At 65.4% G+C, this 14,526-nt stretch carries 13 protein-coding genes; 10 read left to right on the plus strand and 3 right to left on the minus strand.

Annotated elements, in window-relative coordinates:
* Positions 1 to 8: 8 nt before the first annotated feature.
* The 4 genes from ACK4HL_RS15450 to ACK4HL_RS15465 are packed head-to-tail and all read left to right on the plus strand — an operon-like array spanning position 9 to position 4,077.
* On the plus strand, positions 9 to 776 hold the full coding sequence (locus ACK4HL_RS15450) for an SDR family NAD(P)-dependent oxidoreductase (protein WP_409761921.1): 768 nt from the start codon (positions 9 to 11) through the stop codon (positions 774 to 776).
* A complete protein-coding gene (locus ACK4HL_RS15455; protein ID WP_409761923.1) occupies positions 773 to 2,320 on the plus strand; it encodes an AMP-binding protein in 1,548 nt (515 codons plus the stop codon). Before ACK4HL_RS15450 ends, ACK4HL_RS15455 begins: the two co-directional genes overlap by 4 nt.
* Positions 2,317 to 2,922: a 2-hydroxychromene-2-carboxylate isomerase gene (locus tag ACK4HL_RS15460; RefSeq protein ID WP_409761925.1), complete on the plus strand. Its 606-nt coding sequence runs from the start codon at positions 2,317 to 2,319 to the stop codon at positions 2,920 to 2,922. Before ACK4HL_RS15455 ends, ACK4HL_RS15460 begins: the two co-directional genes overlap by 4 nt.
* A 6-nt stretch (positions 2,923 to 2,928) precedes the next feature.
* Positions 2,929 to 4,077, plus strand: a complete 1,149-nt coding sequence (locus tag ACK4HL_RS15465; protein ID WP_409761927.1) for an HPP family protein — start codon at positions 2,929 to 2,931, stop codon at positions 4,075 to 4,077.
* Positions 4,078 to 4,079: 2 nt separating this feature from the next.
* Here the strand turns inward: ACK4HL_RS15465 and cysN are convergent, their stop codons facing one another.
* Entirely contained in the window at positions 4,080 to 5,987 is a 1,908-nt protein-coding gene (gene cysN, locus ACK4HL_RS15470; RefSeq protein ID WP_409761929.1) for a sulfate adenylyltransferase subunit CysN, read from the minus strand.
* Positions 5,987 to 6,976, minus strand: coding sequence for a sulfate adenylyltransferase subunit CysD (gene cysD, locus ACK4HL_RS15475; protein WP_409761971.1), 990 nt, complete (start codon positions 6,974 to 6,976; stop codon positions 5,987 to 5,989). Before cysD ends, cysN begins: the two co-directional genes overlap by 1 nt.
* A gap of 377 nt (positions 6,977 to 7,353) precedes the next feature.
* On the opposite strand from cysD, the gene ACK4HL_RS15480 reads away from it, so the two are divergent.
* The 6 genes from ACK4HL_RS15480 (at position 7,354) to glnT (ending at position 13,481) form a co-directional block, all read left to right on the plus strand.
* Positions 7,354 to 7,965 (plus strand): helix-turn-helix domain-containing protein, encoded by a 612-nt coding sequence (locus ACK4HL_RS15480; protein WP_409761973.1) that lies wholly within the window; start codon positions 7,354 to 7,356, stop codon positions 7,963 to 7,965.
* 7 nt (positions 7,966 to 7,972) lie between these two features.
* Positions 7,973 to 8,938, plus strand: coding sequence for a ribonuclease T2 family protein (locus ACK4HL_RS15485; RefSeq protein WP_409761931.1), 966 nt, complete (start codon positions 7,973 to 7,975; stop codon positions 8,936 to 8,938).
* 108 nt (positions 8,939 to 9,046) lie between these two features.
* Positions 9,047 to 9,949, plus strand: coding sequence for a class II glutamine amidotransferase (locus tag ACK4HL_RS15490; protein WP_409761933.1), 903 nt, complete (start codon positions 9,047 to 9,049; stop codon positions 9,947 to 9,949).
* A 122-nt stretch (positions 9,950 to 10,071) separates the two neighbouring features.
* A complete protein-coding gene (locus ACK4HL_RS15495; RefSeq protein ID WP_409761935.1) occupies positions 10,072 to 10,755 on the plus strand; it encodes a protein GlxC in 684 nt (227 codons plus the stop codon).
* Positions 10,756 to 10,765: 10 nt separating this feature from the next.
* Positions 10,766 to 12,094 carry an FMN-binding glutamate synthase family protein gene (locus ACK4HL_RS15500; protein WP_409761937.1) on the plus strand — a complete coding sequence of 443 codons (1,329 nt, stop codon included), beginning with the start codon at positions 10,766 to 10,768 and terminating at the stop codon, positions 12,092 to 12,094.
* Between the two features lie 82 nt (positions 12,095 to 12,176).
* Positions 12,177 to 13,481: a type III glutamate--ammonia ligase gene (gene glnT / locus ACK4HL_RS15505; RefSeq protein ID WP_409761975.1), complete on the plus strand. Its 1,305-nt coding sequence runs from the start codon at positions 12,177 to 12,179 to the stop codon at positions 13,479 to 13,481.
* 97 nt (positions 13,482 to 13,578) lie between these two features.
* Here glnT and ACK4HL_RS15510 read toward each other — a convergent pair whose 3' ends face one another.
* Positions 13,579 to 14,523, minus strand: a complete 945-nt coding sequence (locus ACK4HL_RS15510; protein ID WP_409761939.1) for a GlxA family transcriptional regulator — start codon at positions 14,521 to 14,523, stop codon at positions 13,579 to 13,581.
* Between the last annotated feature and the right edge of the window lie 3 nt (positions 14,524 to 14,526).

Here is a 14,526-nt window from a genome sequence, read left to right on the forward strand (position 1 = left end):
AGCCGGGCATGACGAAGCTCTTCGATCTCTCCGGCCGCGTCGCGGTCATCACCGGGACGAGCCGAGGCATCGGCCGCGAACTGGCCCACGGTTTCGCTGATGCGGGCGCCGCCGTCGTGGGCTGCGCCAGGAGCTACGAGGCGGCTGAGAACACCGCTGCCGAACTCCGCGCCAAGGGGTACGAAACACTGCCGGTCCTCGCGGACGTCGCGACGCCCGAAGGGGCCGAGGCTCTCGTCACCTCCGCCGTGCGCCGCTTCGGCCGGATCGACATCCTCGTCTGCAATGCGGGGGTCAACGTGAAGAAAAAGGCGCTGGACTTCACGCCCATGGAGTTCGACACGGTGATCGGCGGAAATCTCCGGGCCTATTTCCTCTGCGCCCAGGCCGCGGCCCGCCAGTTCATCGCCCAGGGCGGGGGCGGCGCCATCGTCATGAATTCCTCCAACGCCTCCGTCGCCGCCTTCGAGGACCTCACACCCTATTGCGCCGCCAAGGGCGGCGTCGACATGCTTGTGAGGGGGCTCGCGGCCGAATGGGGTCCGCACGGCATCAGGGTCAACGCCTTCAACCCCGGTTACACGCGGCATTCGATGACGGTGGAAGGCCAGGCCTATCTCGCCCAGGCCGAGAAGGAGATCGCTGCGCGGACGCCGCTCCGCCGCATGGCCGAGATGAAGGAGATGGTCGGCCCCGCCGTGTTCCTCGCCTCGGATGCGGCGAGCTTCGTCACCGGGACCATCCTGCTGGCCGATGGCGGATGGTGCGCGCAGTGAACATCGACCACCCCTGGGTGGCGCTCGAACACGCGGCAGCACGCTGGCCCGATGCCGCGGCGCTGGTCTTTCCGCACCAGAACGCGCTGCGGAGCTTCGCACAGTACAGGAATGAAGCGCTGAGCCTGGCCGGGGCCCTCGCCGCGCGCGGCATCGGGCCCGCAGATCATGTCGCATTGCTGGCGGAGAACCGCGCCGAGTGGCCAGTCGTGCAGATGGCATGCGCGGCACTGGGCGCCGTCTTCGTGCCGCTCAACACCCACTACCGCCGCGACGATCTCGCCTATGCGCTGAAGCAGTCGGACTCGTGTGCCCTGATCTGCTCCACCCAGTACCGTTCCAATTCCTATCTCGAGAATGTCACGGCGCTCAGGCCCGGGCTGCCGCAGCTCGAACACGTCTTCACGCTCGAGGAAGACTATCCCCGGCTCGTTTCGGAGCCTCACGCCTTCACGCCCGCCGAGCCTGACCCTTCGGCGGTGGCGGCCCTTCTTTACACCTCCGGCACCACCGGCTTTCCCAAGGGAGCGCTCCTCTCGCATCGCGCGATGATGATGGTCGGCCGCAACAGCGCGGCGCGTCTGGGCCTTGCCGCCGACAGCCGCTGGACCTCGATCATACCGCTCTTCCATTGCGCCGGCTGCATACTCAATCTCCTGGGCTGCCTCAGCCATGGTGCCGCTTATGTGGGCGTGCCGAGCTTCGACCCGGAGAACATGTTTCGCCTCATCGAGACGGAACGCTGCACGCATCTCTCGGGTGTGCCCACCTCCTATCTCGCCATGCTCGATCATCCCTCGCGCAAGGACTATGACCTCTCGAGCCTCGTTGCCGGAAGCTGCGGCGGGGCGGACTGCAACCCCGATGTGCTGCGGCGCTGCGCGGAAGAGTTTCCCATGCCCGGCCTCTCCCAGGTCTATGGCCAGACCGAGGGCGGAACGCTCTTCGTATGCCCCGAGCATGACGACCCGTTTCGGTGGGAAACGGCGGGCAAACCCCTTCCCGATTATGACCTGCGCATCGTCGATCCGCAGACAATGGCCCCGCTTGCCGCGGGCGAAATCGGTGAGATCCAGGCGCGCGGTCCCATGGTGATGGAGGGCTATTACAGGAAGCCCGAGGAAACCGCCGAAACGGTTATCGCCGGCGGCTGGCTGCGCACCGGCGATCTCGGCTACCTGCGCGATGACGGGCGCCTCGTCATCGCCGGCGGCCGCCTGCGCGACATGATCATCCGCGGCGGCGAGAACATCTATCCGGCCGAGATCGAGAACGTGCTGCAAGCTCACGAGGCGGTGGCCGAGGCCGCCGTCTTCGGTCTGCCGGATGAATACTATGGCGAGATCGTCGCCTCCGCCGTGAAGCTCGTCCGCCCCGTCTCCGCAGGAGAACTCCGTGCGTTCTGCGCCTCCCGCATCGCGAAGTTCAAGGTGCCTGCGGTGGTCTACACGCTCGAGCGCTTTCCGCTCACCCCCTCCGGCAAGATCCGCAAGGTGGAGCTTCGCGAATGGGCGCGGGAGAACCGCATGGAGCGGCTGGCATGACAAGCATCACCTTCTGGTTCGACGTCCACTCTCCCTGGGTCTATCTCGCATCCTTCCGGGTAGGAGACATAGCAAGAAAGCACGGGCTGCCGCTTCGCTGGCGGCCGCTGCACCTGCCGCGCCTGCTGGACGAGATCGGCGGCGTGAAGCCGCTCGAGGCCTCTCCGCAGCGGGTCGCCTGGTTCCGGCAGGACATGCGCGACTGGGCAGAGCTCCAAGGCGTTCCCCTTCGCCAGCATCCCCGCTACCCGTTGCGGAATTCCAGAGCGCTGCGCGCCTGCATTCTCGCCGAAGACGAGGGCAGGGGAGAGGATTTCGCGCGCCGCGTCCTCCGCGGCTATTGGGCCGAGGAGGCGGACATCACCGATCTCGATCAGCTGGCCCGCTGGGGCGGCGAGGCGGGGCTCGAGCCCGCAGCCGTCAAGGCCGCGGCGGTGAGCGAGACCCTCAAGGAGCGGCTCGACGCCAACACGCGCGAGGCGATCGCCAGGGGCGTCTTCGGCGTGCCGACCGTCGACACGGGATCGAGACTCTACTTCGGCAATGACAGGCTCGACCTGCTCGATATTCATATCTCGCAGGGCAAAATCCCGATAGCCTGAGCCGCCATGCAAAGGACCCTCGTCGAGCGCCTGCGCGAGCTCACTCCGCGCATGGCCGGCACCAGTCTCCGCGAGCGCAGCATCGCCTGCCTCGGCGCGCTAATCGGTATCGGCATTGCGGGCCTGGTTTCAGGCTGGGTTGTAGGGGGCAGCGAGCAGCTTCCCCTGCTGGTGGCGCCGATGGGGGCTTCCGCGGTGCTCCTCTTCGCCGTGCCGGCGAGCCCGCTGGCGCAGCCTTGGTCCATCATTGGCGGCAACACGGTCTCGGCGCTCGTGGGCATCGCCATCGCCCATCTGGTGCCGGACAAGGCGCTCGCCGCCGCGCTTGCCGTGGCACTTGCCATCGGCGTGATGTCGGCGCTGCGCTGCCTCCACCCGCCGGGCGGCGCTGCTTCGCTGCTCTCCGTCCTCGGAGGACCCGCCGCGGCGTCATGGCAGTTCAGTTTCGCGCTCGTGCCCGTGGCGCTCAATTCGGTGCTGCTGGTCCTGCTGGGGGTGCTCTTCCACCGCTTCTCGAGGCATTCCTATCCTCACCGGCCGAAGCTCGTGATGGCGAGCACCCACGGCACATCCGACCTGCCGCCGCAGCTTCGCGTGGAACTCACCGCGGCGGATATCGATGCCGCCCTCGCCGAGAGCGGCGAGCCCTTCGACATCGCCCGCGAAGACCTGCACCGCCTGGTGCGCCGCGCCGAGTTCGCAGCGCTCGAGCGCACGGCGGAGGTGCCGCGCTGCAGTGACATCATGTCCCGGGACGTGCTCAGCAGCAGGGCCGATGCGCCGTGGAGCGAAGCGCATGCGCTGCTCCTCGCGCATGATCTCCGCATCCTGCCCGTCGTCGACGCTGAGAACAGGGTGGCTGGCATCGTCGAGATGCATGAGCCCGATCATACGCTGCAATACGTTTCGGAGATGATGAGCGACGCCGTCACCGCCCTGCCGGGCGACAGCATGCTGATCCTCGTCGATCCCCTTTCGGACGGCCGCCATCATGCCGTCCTCATTACCGACGGCGCCGGGAGGCTCCTGGGCCTCGTCACCCAGACCGACATGATCGTGGCGCTGGCCCGCCTCGCGGTATCCGGTGCAGCAAGACCACACCGGTGTGGCGAGGGGGTGGCGCGGCGCGCGCCGGATGAGGGCCGGTCGGACTGATCTCACGCCTTGGTGAGCCGTCCCTTCTCCTTCAGGTACCGAACGACCAGATCTGCCGCCCCCTCCGGGGTCACCTTGGCGGTGTCGATGCGGATCTCCGGGTTCTCCGGCGCCTCGTAGGGAGATGAAATCCCGGTGAAGTGCTTGATCTCGCCGCGCCGCGCCTTGGCATAGAGCCCCTTCACGTCGCGCTTCTCGGCTTCAGCCAGCGTCGTATCGACGAAGATCTCGATGAATTCGCCATCTTCCATCAACTCCCGCGCCATCAGCCGCTCGGAGCGGAAGGGCGAGATGAAGGACACGAGCACGATGAGGCCTGCATCGACCATGAGCTTCGAGACCTCGGCCACGCGGCGGATGTTCTCCACGCGGTCGACGTCGGAGAAGCCCAGATCGCGGTTCAAGCCGTGGCGGACATTGTCGCCGTCGAGCAGATAGGTCATGTGGCCTGCCGCGTGGAGCTGCTTCTCCACGAGGTTCGCGATCGTCGACTTGCCCGCACCCGAAAGCCCGGTGAACCACAGCAGCGCAGGCTTTTGTCCGGCGAGCGCGGCGCGCGCCGCCTTGTGAACGTCGACCGCCTGCCAGTGGATGTTGGCCGCCCGGCGGAGCGCGAAGCGGATCAGCCCCATGCCCACCGTGTTGTTGCTGAAACGGTCGATGATGATGAAGGAGCCGAGATGCCGGTTCTCGATATAGGATGAAAAGGCGATGGCCGAGTCGAGCTCCAGGTTGCACACGCCGATCTCGTTGAGCTGCAGCGTCTTCGCCGCCACGTGTTCCATGGTGTTGACGTTCACCTTGTACTTCAGTTCCTCCAGTGTGCCAGGCACCGTCTTGGTGGAGGACTTGAAGAGATAGGGCCGGCCGGGCAGCATGGGCTCGTCGCTCATCCACAGGATCTCGACCTCGAATTGGTCCGACACCTCGACCGGGTCATTGGCGGCGCAGATCACGTCGCCCCGACTGATGTCGATCTCGTCTTTCAAGGTCACGGTGAGGGACTGGCCGGCGATTCCCGCTTCGAGATCGCCGTCATGGGTGACGACGCGCTCGATGATCGAACTGCGGCCCGATGGCAGCACCTTGACGGCGTCGCCCGGCTTCACCGTGCCCGAAACGATGGTGCCGGAGAAGCCGCGGAAATTCTGGTTCGGGCGGTTCACCCATTGCACCGGAAGCCGGAACGGCTTCTCCGCGAGGTCATCGCCCACCGGCACGGTCTCGAGATGCGCCATCAGCGTCGGCCCGTGATACCACGGCATGTTGAGCGACCGGTTGATCATGTTGTCACCGAGGAGGGCGGAGACGGGGATCACCGTCACGTCGTCGGCCCCGATCGACTTGGCGAAGGCGCGGTAGTCCGCCTCGATGCGCTGGAACACCTCCTGGTCGAAGCCCATCAGGTCCATCTTGTTGACGGCGACGACGAGGTGCCGGATGCCGAGCAGCGTGCAGATGAAGGTGTGCCGACGCGTTTGCGTCAGCACGCCCTTGCGCGCGTCCATCAGGATGATGGCGAGATCGGCGGTGGAAGCACCCGTCGCCATGTTGCGGGTGTACTGCTCGTGGCCCGGCGTGTCGGCCACGATGAACTTGCGCTTGTCGGTGGTGAAGGCGCGATAGGCGACGTCGATGGTGATGCCCTGCTCGCGTTCAGCCGCCAGCCCGTCGACGAGCAGCGCGAAATCGAGGTTGCCGCCCTGCGTGCCCATCTTCTTGGAATCGGCCTCGAGTGCGGTGAGCTGGTCCTCGAACAGCATTTTCGCCTCATAGAGAAGCCTGCCGATGAGGGTGGACTTGCCGTCGTCCACCGAGCCGCAGGTGATGAAGCGCAGGAGGTCCTTCTGCTCCTGTGCCTGCAGATAGGCCTCCACGTCGCCGCCGGTGAATTCGATGAAACGGGCCATCAGAAGTATCCTTCCTGCTTCTTCTTTTCCATGGAGGCGGAGGCGTCCTTGTCGATGACGCGTCCCTGACGCTCGGAGGAGGTGGCCACCAGCATCTCTTCCACGATGTCGAGAAGCGTGGTGGCGCCGGAGTCGATGGCGCCCGTCAGCGGATAGCAGCCGAGCGTCCGGAAGCGCACCTTGCGCATCTCCGGCACCTCGCCCGGGTTGAGGCGCATGCGCTCGTCGTCGACCATGATCATCTGCCCGTCACGCCACACGATGGGCCGCTCGGCCGCAAAGTAGAGCGGCACGATGTCGATGTTCTCGCGGTGGATGTATTGCCAGATGTCGAGCTCGGTCCAGTTCGACAGGGGGAAGACGCGGATCGATTCGCCCTTGTTCTTGCGCGCGTTGTAGAGGTTCCACAGCTCGGGGCGCTGGTTCTTCGGGTCCCAGCGGTGGCGCGAGTCGCGGAAGGAGAAGATGCGCTCCTTGGCGCGGGACTTCTCCTCGTCGCGGCGCGCGCCGCCGAAAGCGGCGTCGAATCCGTACTTGTCCAGCGCCTGCTTTAGCCCGTCGGTCTTCATGATCTGGGTATGAAGGGCCGAGCCGTGGTCGAAGGGGTTCACGTTCTTGGCGAGGCCTTCCGGGTTCTTGTGGACGATGAGCTCCCAGCCGTATTTCTTCGCGGTCGCCTCGCGCATCGCGTACATGTCGCGGAACTTCCAGCCGGTATCGACGTGAAGCAGCGGGAAGGGCGGCTTCGAGGGGTAGAAGGCCTTGATGGCGAGATGCAGCATCACGGCCGAGTCCTTGCCGATCGAATAGAGCATCACCGGCTTCTCGCACTCGGCTGCGACTTCTCGGATGATGTGGATCGATTCGGCCTCGAGCCGCTCGAGATGGGTGAGGCTGGCCTTCGCAGGAACGGACGTTTCCGGCCCCGGACGCGCTCCGGAGGAGGACCTCGGAGCAACGGTCTGCTGCTGCTCCATCCACGCCCTCACCTTGTCGATCGTGCGGGTCGAGGGGGAACGTCCCTTGCGCAGGTCGAACACGAAGGAGGGGTCACCCAGCGCCTGCTTGCCGAAGGCGGTCGGCTCCACCCCCGCCGTCTCCAGGAACCGCTCGATTTCCGAAAGGAAGTTTTGCCCGATGCTGTTCATGATAGGATATTGCCTTCTGCTGCGCTTCGCGACGGCCTGAGATAACCGATTTCCTATCACTTGCCCACGCAAATTTTTCTCATGCTGAAGCTGAAATAGGAACTAGCCTATTTCGGAGCTTCACTTGAGCTGTCCTCGTGGAAGGTATAGAGTTTTTCACAGGAGGAAATAATTTGGCCAGAGGCAATGGAGCCAAAGCTGCCGCCGAGCAGTCCGGCATGCCCTTCCAGGACCCGCATGGGCATGGAACGGTTCAGGGCAAGCTGCTCGAGCAGGCCATTGGCCGCGAGGTCAAGGGCTATCGCGAGAAGCTCGGGCTCACCATCGCGGAGCTCGCCAAGGCGGCCGACATGTCGGCCGGCATGCTCTCGAAGATCGAGAATGGCGCCACCTCGCCCTCGCTCGCCTCGCTGCAGGCGCTGGGCCGGGCGCTCCAGGTGCCGGTGACGTCCTTCTTCAAGTCCTACGAGGAAATCCGGGACGCAACCTTCGTCAAGGCGGGGCAGGGCCTCACCATCGAGCGGCGCGGCACGCGCGCCGGCCACCAGTACCAGCTCCTCGGCCATAGTCCCCATGGGCCCGTCATGGTCGAACCCTATCTCATCACGCTCTCCCAGGAGTCGGACGTCTTCCCCACCTTCCAGCATGCCGGGCTCGAGTTCCTCTACATGCTCGAGGGCAATGTCGTGTACCGCCACGGCGACAAGGTCTATGACATGCATCCGGGCGACGCGCTCTTCTTCGACGCCGACGCCCCGCACGGACCCGAGGAGCTGAGGAAATTGCCGATCCGCTACCTCTCCGTCATCAGCTATCGCCGCGAGGATTGAAGAGCCCGTGCGGCGCCTTCTCCTTTTCATCGCAGCAGCCGCTTTCGGTCTTGCCTCCGCCCGCGCCGACGAGCCGATCGAGGGGGAGTTCATCGCGGAGAGGGTCTGCCCGGCCATGCTCTCCTTGCGCAAGGGCACCAACCCCGACCTGGCGGTGACCGGTCCGGGCATTTCCTACAGGCTGCTCGCCAGGAACCGGAAGAAAGCGACCCACTACCGGATCGAACTTCCTGGTGCCGCGCCGCCTGAGCGTTGGGTCGCCGCCGATTGCGGCAGGATCGTCAAGGCGGCGGAGCCGAAAAAGCCCGCCACGGATCTTCCGGCCTATGTCCTGGCGGTCAGCTGGCAGCCCGCCTTCTGCGAGGCCAACGCCTCGAAGCCAGAATGCCGCTTCCAGACCGCCACCCGCTTCGACGGCTCCAATTTCGCCCTGCATGGACTTTGGCCGCAACCCCGGACGAAGCAGTATTGCGGGGCGAGCCGGAAGGAGCGGCAGGCCTCCGCCGCCGGCAAATGGAAGGATTTGCCGCCTCTCGATCTGATGCCCCTCACCCGCGCCGAGCTCGACGAGGTCATGCCCGGCTCCCGTTCGCACCTGGACCGGCACGAATGGATCAAGCACGGCACCTGCTATCCGGGGCGCGATCCGGAAACCTATTACCGCGACACGCTCCGCCTGATGGACCTCCTGAACCGCTCTCCAGTCCGCGATCTCCTGGCCGAAAACATCGGCAGGACAGTGACTTCCGAAGAAATCCGGGGCCAGTTCGATGTCGCCTTCGGAGAGGGCGCGGGCGAGCGCGTCCGGGTGGCCTGCCGTGACGATGGCGGGAGGCGGCTCATCGCGGAGATCACCATCGGCCTCCGGGGCGACCTTTCCGGGCGAACCCCCATCTCGCAGCTCATCCTCGGCTCCGTTCCGACCGACCCCGGTTGCCCGGGTGGCGTGGTCGACCCCGTGGGCCTGCAATAGGAGCATGAGGGAATGCAATTCCCCACATGAAAAAATAGTTCCTCATAGTTGAAACCTGCCCGAGGGGCTGATATGCTTCGTCGATCACTCCAGACGAGGATATGGCCCATGTGCGGCATAGTCGGACTCTACCTGAAGAACCCGAAGCTGCAGCCGCAGCTCGGCGCGATGTTCAAGCCGATGCTCATCGAGATGACCAACCGCGGCCCCGATTCGGCGGGCGTCGCCATCTACCGCAACCCGGTGAAGGCCAACGAGATCAAGTTCTCGCTCGCCCACGACGACCCGGCCTATGACTGGAAGCACGTCGATGCCGGTCTCGAGGAGGCGCTGAAATGCGACGCGAAGATCGAGCAGATCGGAAACCATTGCATCCTCGTCACCACCGCCAGGGAAGAAGACGTGGTGAAGTGGCTCAAGGCCAATGCGCCGGGCGTGCGCGTGGTGGGCTCCGGCCACACTATCGAGATCTTCAAGGAAACCGGCCTGCCCGAGAAGGTCTATGACCGCTTCGACTTGGAAAGCGCCACGGGCACCCACATCATCGGCCACACCCGCATGGCCACCGAGAGTGCGGTGACCACCGCCGGCTCGCATCCTTTCGCCACCGGTGCGGATCTCTGCCTCGTGCACAACGGCTCGCTGTCCAACCACAACCGCCTGCGCGAGAACCTGAAGCGCGAGGGCATGGAGTTCCAGACCGAGAACGACACCGAGGTCGCCGCCGCCTACATGACCTGGAAGCTTCGGAACGGCGCCACACTCAAGGAAGCGCTGGAAGACGGGTTGAAGGACCTCGATGGCTTCTACACCTTCCTCGTGGGCACGGCGGACGGCTTCGCCGTTGTGCGCGATCCCATCGCCTGCAAGCACGCGGTGATGGCCGAGACAGATGACTGGGTGGCGATGGCCACCGAATGGCGGGCGATCGCCCATCTTCCCGGTGCTGACGATGCCAGGGTCTGGGAGCCCGAACCGACGACGATCTACACATGGGGCGGCAGCGCCTGACGAGTCCTCCCGGCGCCGGGGCCGCACCTCCTCCTTGCGGTTCCGGCGTTTTCCTTCAACCCCCTCTTTCCCGCCTCACGGAACGGCGGGGCGAGGGTCGCTCCACAAGGGCTGAAAACGAAATGAACGAGCTTGATCTCAAGGCGGTCGGTGTCACCGCCATCAACCAGAAACTCTACAAGGTGCCGAAGGACTCCAACGAGCGGCACTGGGTCATCCGCAATCCCATGGGCCAGCACGCCATCGCCTGCGGCCTCGACGGGCCACTCCAGGTCGACATCATGGGCCATGTCGGCTTCTACTGCGGCGGCATGAACAAGGAGGCAGAGATCACCGTGCACGGCCATGCCGGTGTCGGCGTCGCCGAGAACATGATGTCAGGCGTCGTCTGGGTGAAGGGCAGCGCCTCGGAATCTGCGGGCGCCACCGGCAATGGCGGGCTCCTCGTCATCGAGGGCGATGCCTCCTCGCGCTGCGGCATCTCGATGAAGGGCATCGACATCGTGGTGGGCGGTTCGGTCGGCCACATGTCGGCCTTCATGGCGCAGCGCGGCAATCTCGTGGTCTGCGGCGATGCCGGCGAGGCGCTGGGCGACTCGATCTACGAGGCCCGCCTCTATGTGAAGGGCCGTGCCGACAATCTCGGAGCCGACTGCATCGAGAAGGAAATGCGCCAGGAGCACCTCGAGGACCTCGCGAAGCTGCTCGAGCGCGCCAAGATGAACCATCGGCCGGAGTCCTTTCGCCGCTACGGTTCGGCCCGCAAGCTCTACAATTTCAACGTCGACCACGCCGACGCTTACTGAGGCAAGCACCATGGACATCAACGTTCCCCGTACACCTCCGCGCAAGTCCGCCACCTTCGACGATTATACGCTCGCCGAAATCCGCCGTGCGGCGACGACCGGCATCTACGACATCCGCGGCGCCGGCACCAAGCGCAAGGTGCCCCACTTCGACGACCTGCTGTTTCTCGGCGCCTCGATCTCGCGCTATCCGCTCGAAGGCTACCGTGAAAAGTGCGGCACGGACGTGGTCTTGGGCACCCGCTTCGCCAAGAAACCGCTCGAACTCAAGATCCCCATCACCATCGCCGGCATGAGCTTCGGCTCTCTCTCGGCCCAGGCCAAGGAGGCCCTGGGCCGCGGCGCCTCGATGGCCGGCACCTCGACAACCACGGGCGATGGCGGCATGACGCCGGAAGAGCGCGGCCAGTCGAAGCATCTCGTATATCAGTATCTCCCCTCGCGCTACGGCATGAACCCGGACGACCTCCGCAAGGCGGACGCCATCGAGGTGGTGGTGGGCCAGGGTGCGAAGCCCGGCGGCGGCGGCATGCTGCTCGGGCAGAAGATCTCCGACCGCGTCGCCCAGATGCGCTGCCTGCCGAAGGGCATCGACCAGCGCTCGGCCTGCCGCCATCCGGACTGGACGGGCCCGGACGATCTCGAGATCAAGATTCACGAACTCCGCGAGATCACCTGCTGGGAAAAGCCGATCTACGTGAAGGTCGGCGGCACCAGGCCATATTATGACGTGGCGCTCGCGGTCAAAGCCGGCGCGGATGTCGTGGTGCTGGACGGCATGCAGGGCGGCACCGCGGCCACCCAGGAAGTCTTCATCGAGCATGTCGGCATCCCGACGCTCGCCTGCCTCCGCCCCGCGGTGAAGGCGCTGCAGGACCTCGGCATGCACCGCAAGGTGCAGCTCATCGTATCGGGCGGCATCCGCTCGGGCGCCGATGTTGCCAAGGCGCTGGCGCTGGGGGCCGACGCGGTGGCGATCGGCACGGCGGCGCTCGTGGCACTGGGCGACAACGACCCCCATCTCGAGGAGGAGTACAGGGCGCTCGGCACCACCGCCGGCGCCTATGACGACTGGCACGAGGGCCGCGATCCGGCCGGCATCACCACGCAGGATCCAGTGCTGGCCGCCAGGCTCGACCCAGTCAAGGCCGGCCGCCGGCTCTCCAACTACCTCAAGGTCATGACGCTCGAGGCGCAGACCGTGGCGCGTGCCTGTGGCAAGAGCCACCTTCACAACCTCGAGCCTGAGGATCTTTGTGCACTGACCGTCGAGGCTGCGGCCATGGCGCAGGTGCCTCTTGCCGGAACAAGCTGGATTCCTGGCAAGGGCGGGTACTAATATAACAGCGCGTACGCCCCTCCGGTTCTCGGATCAGAGGCGCCGGAGGGCACTAAATCATCTCACGGGAGTGAAACACACTATGGGCGATCTCGCCTCCTATGCCAAAGAACACGGCATCAAGTTCTTCCTCTTCAATTTCACCGACCTGTTCGGCGTGCAGCGCGCCAAGCTCGTTCCGGCGGAAGCAGCAGCCAGGATGCAGAAGGCCGGCGCGGGCTTTGCGGGCTTCGCGACCTGGTTGGACCAGACCCCCGCTCACCCCGATATCCTGGTGATGCCGGATACCAACGCCATCATTCCGCTGCCGTGGCGGCCCGAAGTGGCATGGGTCGCGGGCGAGCCGTGGATGAACGGCGAGCCGCTGGCCCAGGCGCCGCGCGTCGTCCTCCGCAAGCTCACGGAACATTACGCCAAGCAGAACATGAAGCTGATGGCTGGCGTCGAGCCGGAATTCCACCTCATCAATGCCGACGGCTCGGCCGTCTCCGACCACCGCGACACGGCGGAGAAGCCCTGCTACGACCAGGCCGCCATCATGCGCAGGCTCGATGTCATCGCCGAGATCTGCCAGACGATGACGCAGCTCGGCTGGGGCCCGTACCAGAACGATCATGAGGACGCCAACGGCCAGTTCGAGATCAACTGGAACTTCAACGACGCGCTGACGACGGCGGACCAACTCGCCTTCTTCAAGTTCATGGTGAAGTCGATCGCCGAGAAGCATGGCCTTCGCGCCACCTTCATGCCGAAGCCCTTCATCAATCTCACCGGCAACGGCTGCCACGTGCACCTTTCGGTATGGACGAACGACCGCAAGACCAACCTCTTCGAGGACGAGAAGGGCGAGCTCGGCGTGTCGAAGCTCGGCTATCACTTCCTCGGCGGCCTGATCCACCACGCCGCATCAATGTGCGCCATCACCAACCCGACGGTGAACTCCTACAAGCGCATCAATGCGCCGCGCACCCTTTCGGGCGCCACCTGGTCGCCGTCCTCCATCACCTATGGCGGCAACAACCGTACCCACATGGTGCGCATCCCCGACGGCGGCCGCGCCGAGTACCGCCTGCCGGATTGCGCCGCGAACCCCTACCTGCTGCTGGCCTCGGTCATGGTCGCCGGCATGCATGGCGTTGAAAAGCAGATCGACCCTGGCCAGCGCCTCGACATCGACATGTATGCGGAAGGCCACAAGGTCACCAACGGCAAGAAGCTGCCGCTGAACCTTCTCGACGCTCTGCGCAACTTCGAGCAGGATACTTATCTGCAGGAGATGCTGGGCAAGGAGGTGTCCGCCGGCTACCTCAAGCTCAAGCACAATGAGTGGAACCAGTACTGCCGCCACCTCACGCAGTGGGAGCGCGACACGACGCTCGACGTGTGATCGGCCATTCAGCAACAAAGCCCGGCGCAATGACCGTTGCGCCGGGCTTTTGTTGTTGTTGGGTCGCCGAGATGCTTTCACCCGGGACAGTGGGGGGTCACTTCCGCTCGGACGCCGGCGTCACCCCGAACGTATTCTTGTAGGCGCGGCTGAAGTGGCTGGCGCTCGAGAAGCCGCAGCCCAGGGCGATCTCGGTGATCGGCACGGCGGATTGCCGCAACAGGTCGCGGGCGCGTTCGAGCCGGATGCGGCGATAATGTTCGGCATAGCTGAGGCCCAGCTTCTCCGCGAAAAGCCGGTCGAGCTGGCGCGTCGAGAGCCCGATGCGCCGCGCCGTTTCGCTCCGCTTCAGGGGTTCTCCCGGATGGCTCTCCATCAGTTCCAGCGCTCCCGCCAGGCGGTCGTCGTGAACGCCATAGCGCTCGGAGAACGAGGCGCGCTGCGCGCTCTGCGCCGGCCGGATGTCCGTGTGCATGAACCAGTCCGAGACCCGGCGTGCGAGCTCCGGCCCGTGCGCCTCGGCGATCAGCGCATGCATCATGTCGAGCGGTGCGGTGCCTCCGGCACAGGTGAGCCGGTTGCGGTCGACGATGTAGATCGAGCGTGTCAGCATGACCGCCGGGAAGGCTTCCGCCACCGCCGGCGCGTGCTCCCAGTGCACCGTCATGTGGTAACCGTCCATGATGCCGGCCCTGGCGAGGATCACCGGGCCGCCTGAAACCCCGCCGATCCGCAGGCCACGCGCGGCGAGAGTCCTGAGCCACCGCAGCGTTGTCCTGTCGCGGAAGGAGGCGGGGTTGCCTCCGGCGCAGACGAAGAGGAAATCGAGTTTCGCCGTTTCTCCCGCCTTGACGGGGCAGGGCACCGTCGCGCCGCAGGAGGCCCCGACCGTCTGCGGCCCGGGCGTGATGTGAATCCAGCGGTAGAGCTCCCGTCCCGCCAGCAGGTTGGCGGCGCGGAGCGGCTCCACCACCGAGGCATAGGACATCAGCGCGAAGCCGGGGACGAGCAGCAGGCCGACCGTCTGGGGTGCGGGAGACATGGC

Origin of the sequence: Aestuariivirga sp. (assembly GCF_046294715.1) — a bacterium.
Classification (GTDB): Bacteria; Pseudomonadota; Alphaproteobacteria; order Rhizobiales; family Aestuariivirgaceae; genus Aestuariivirga.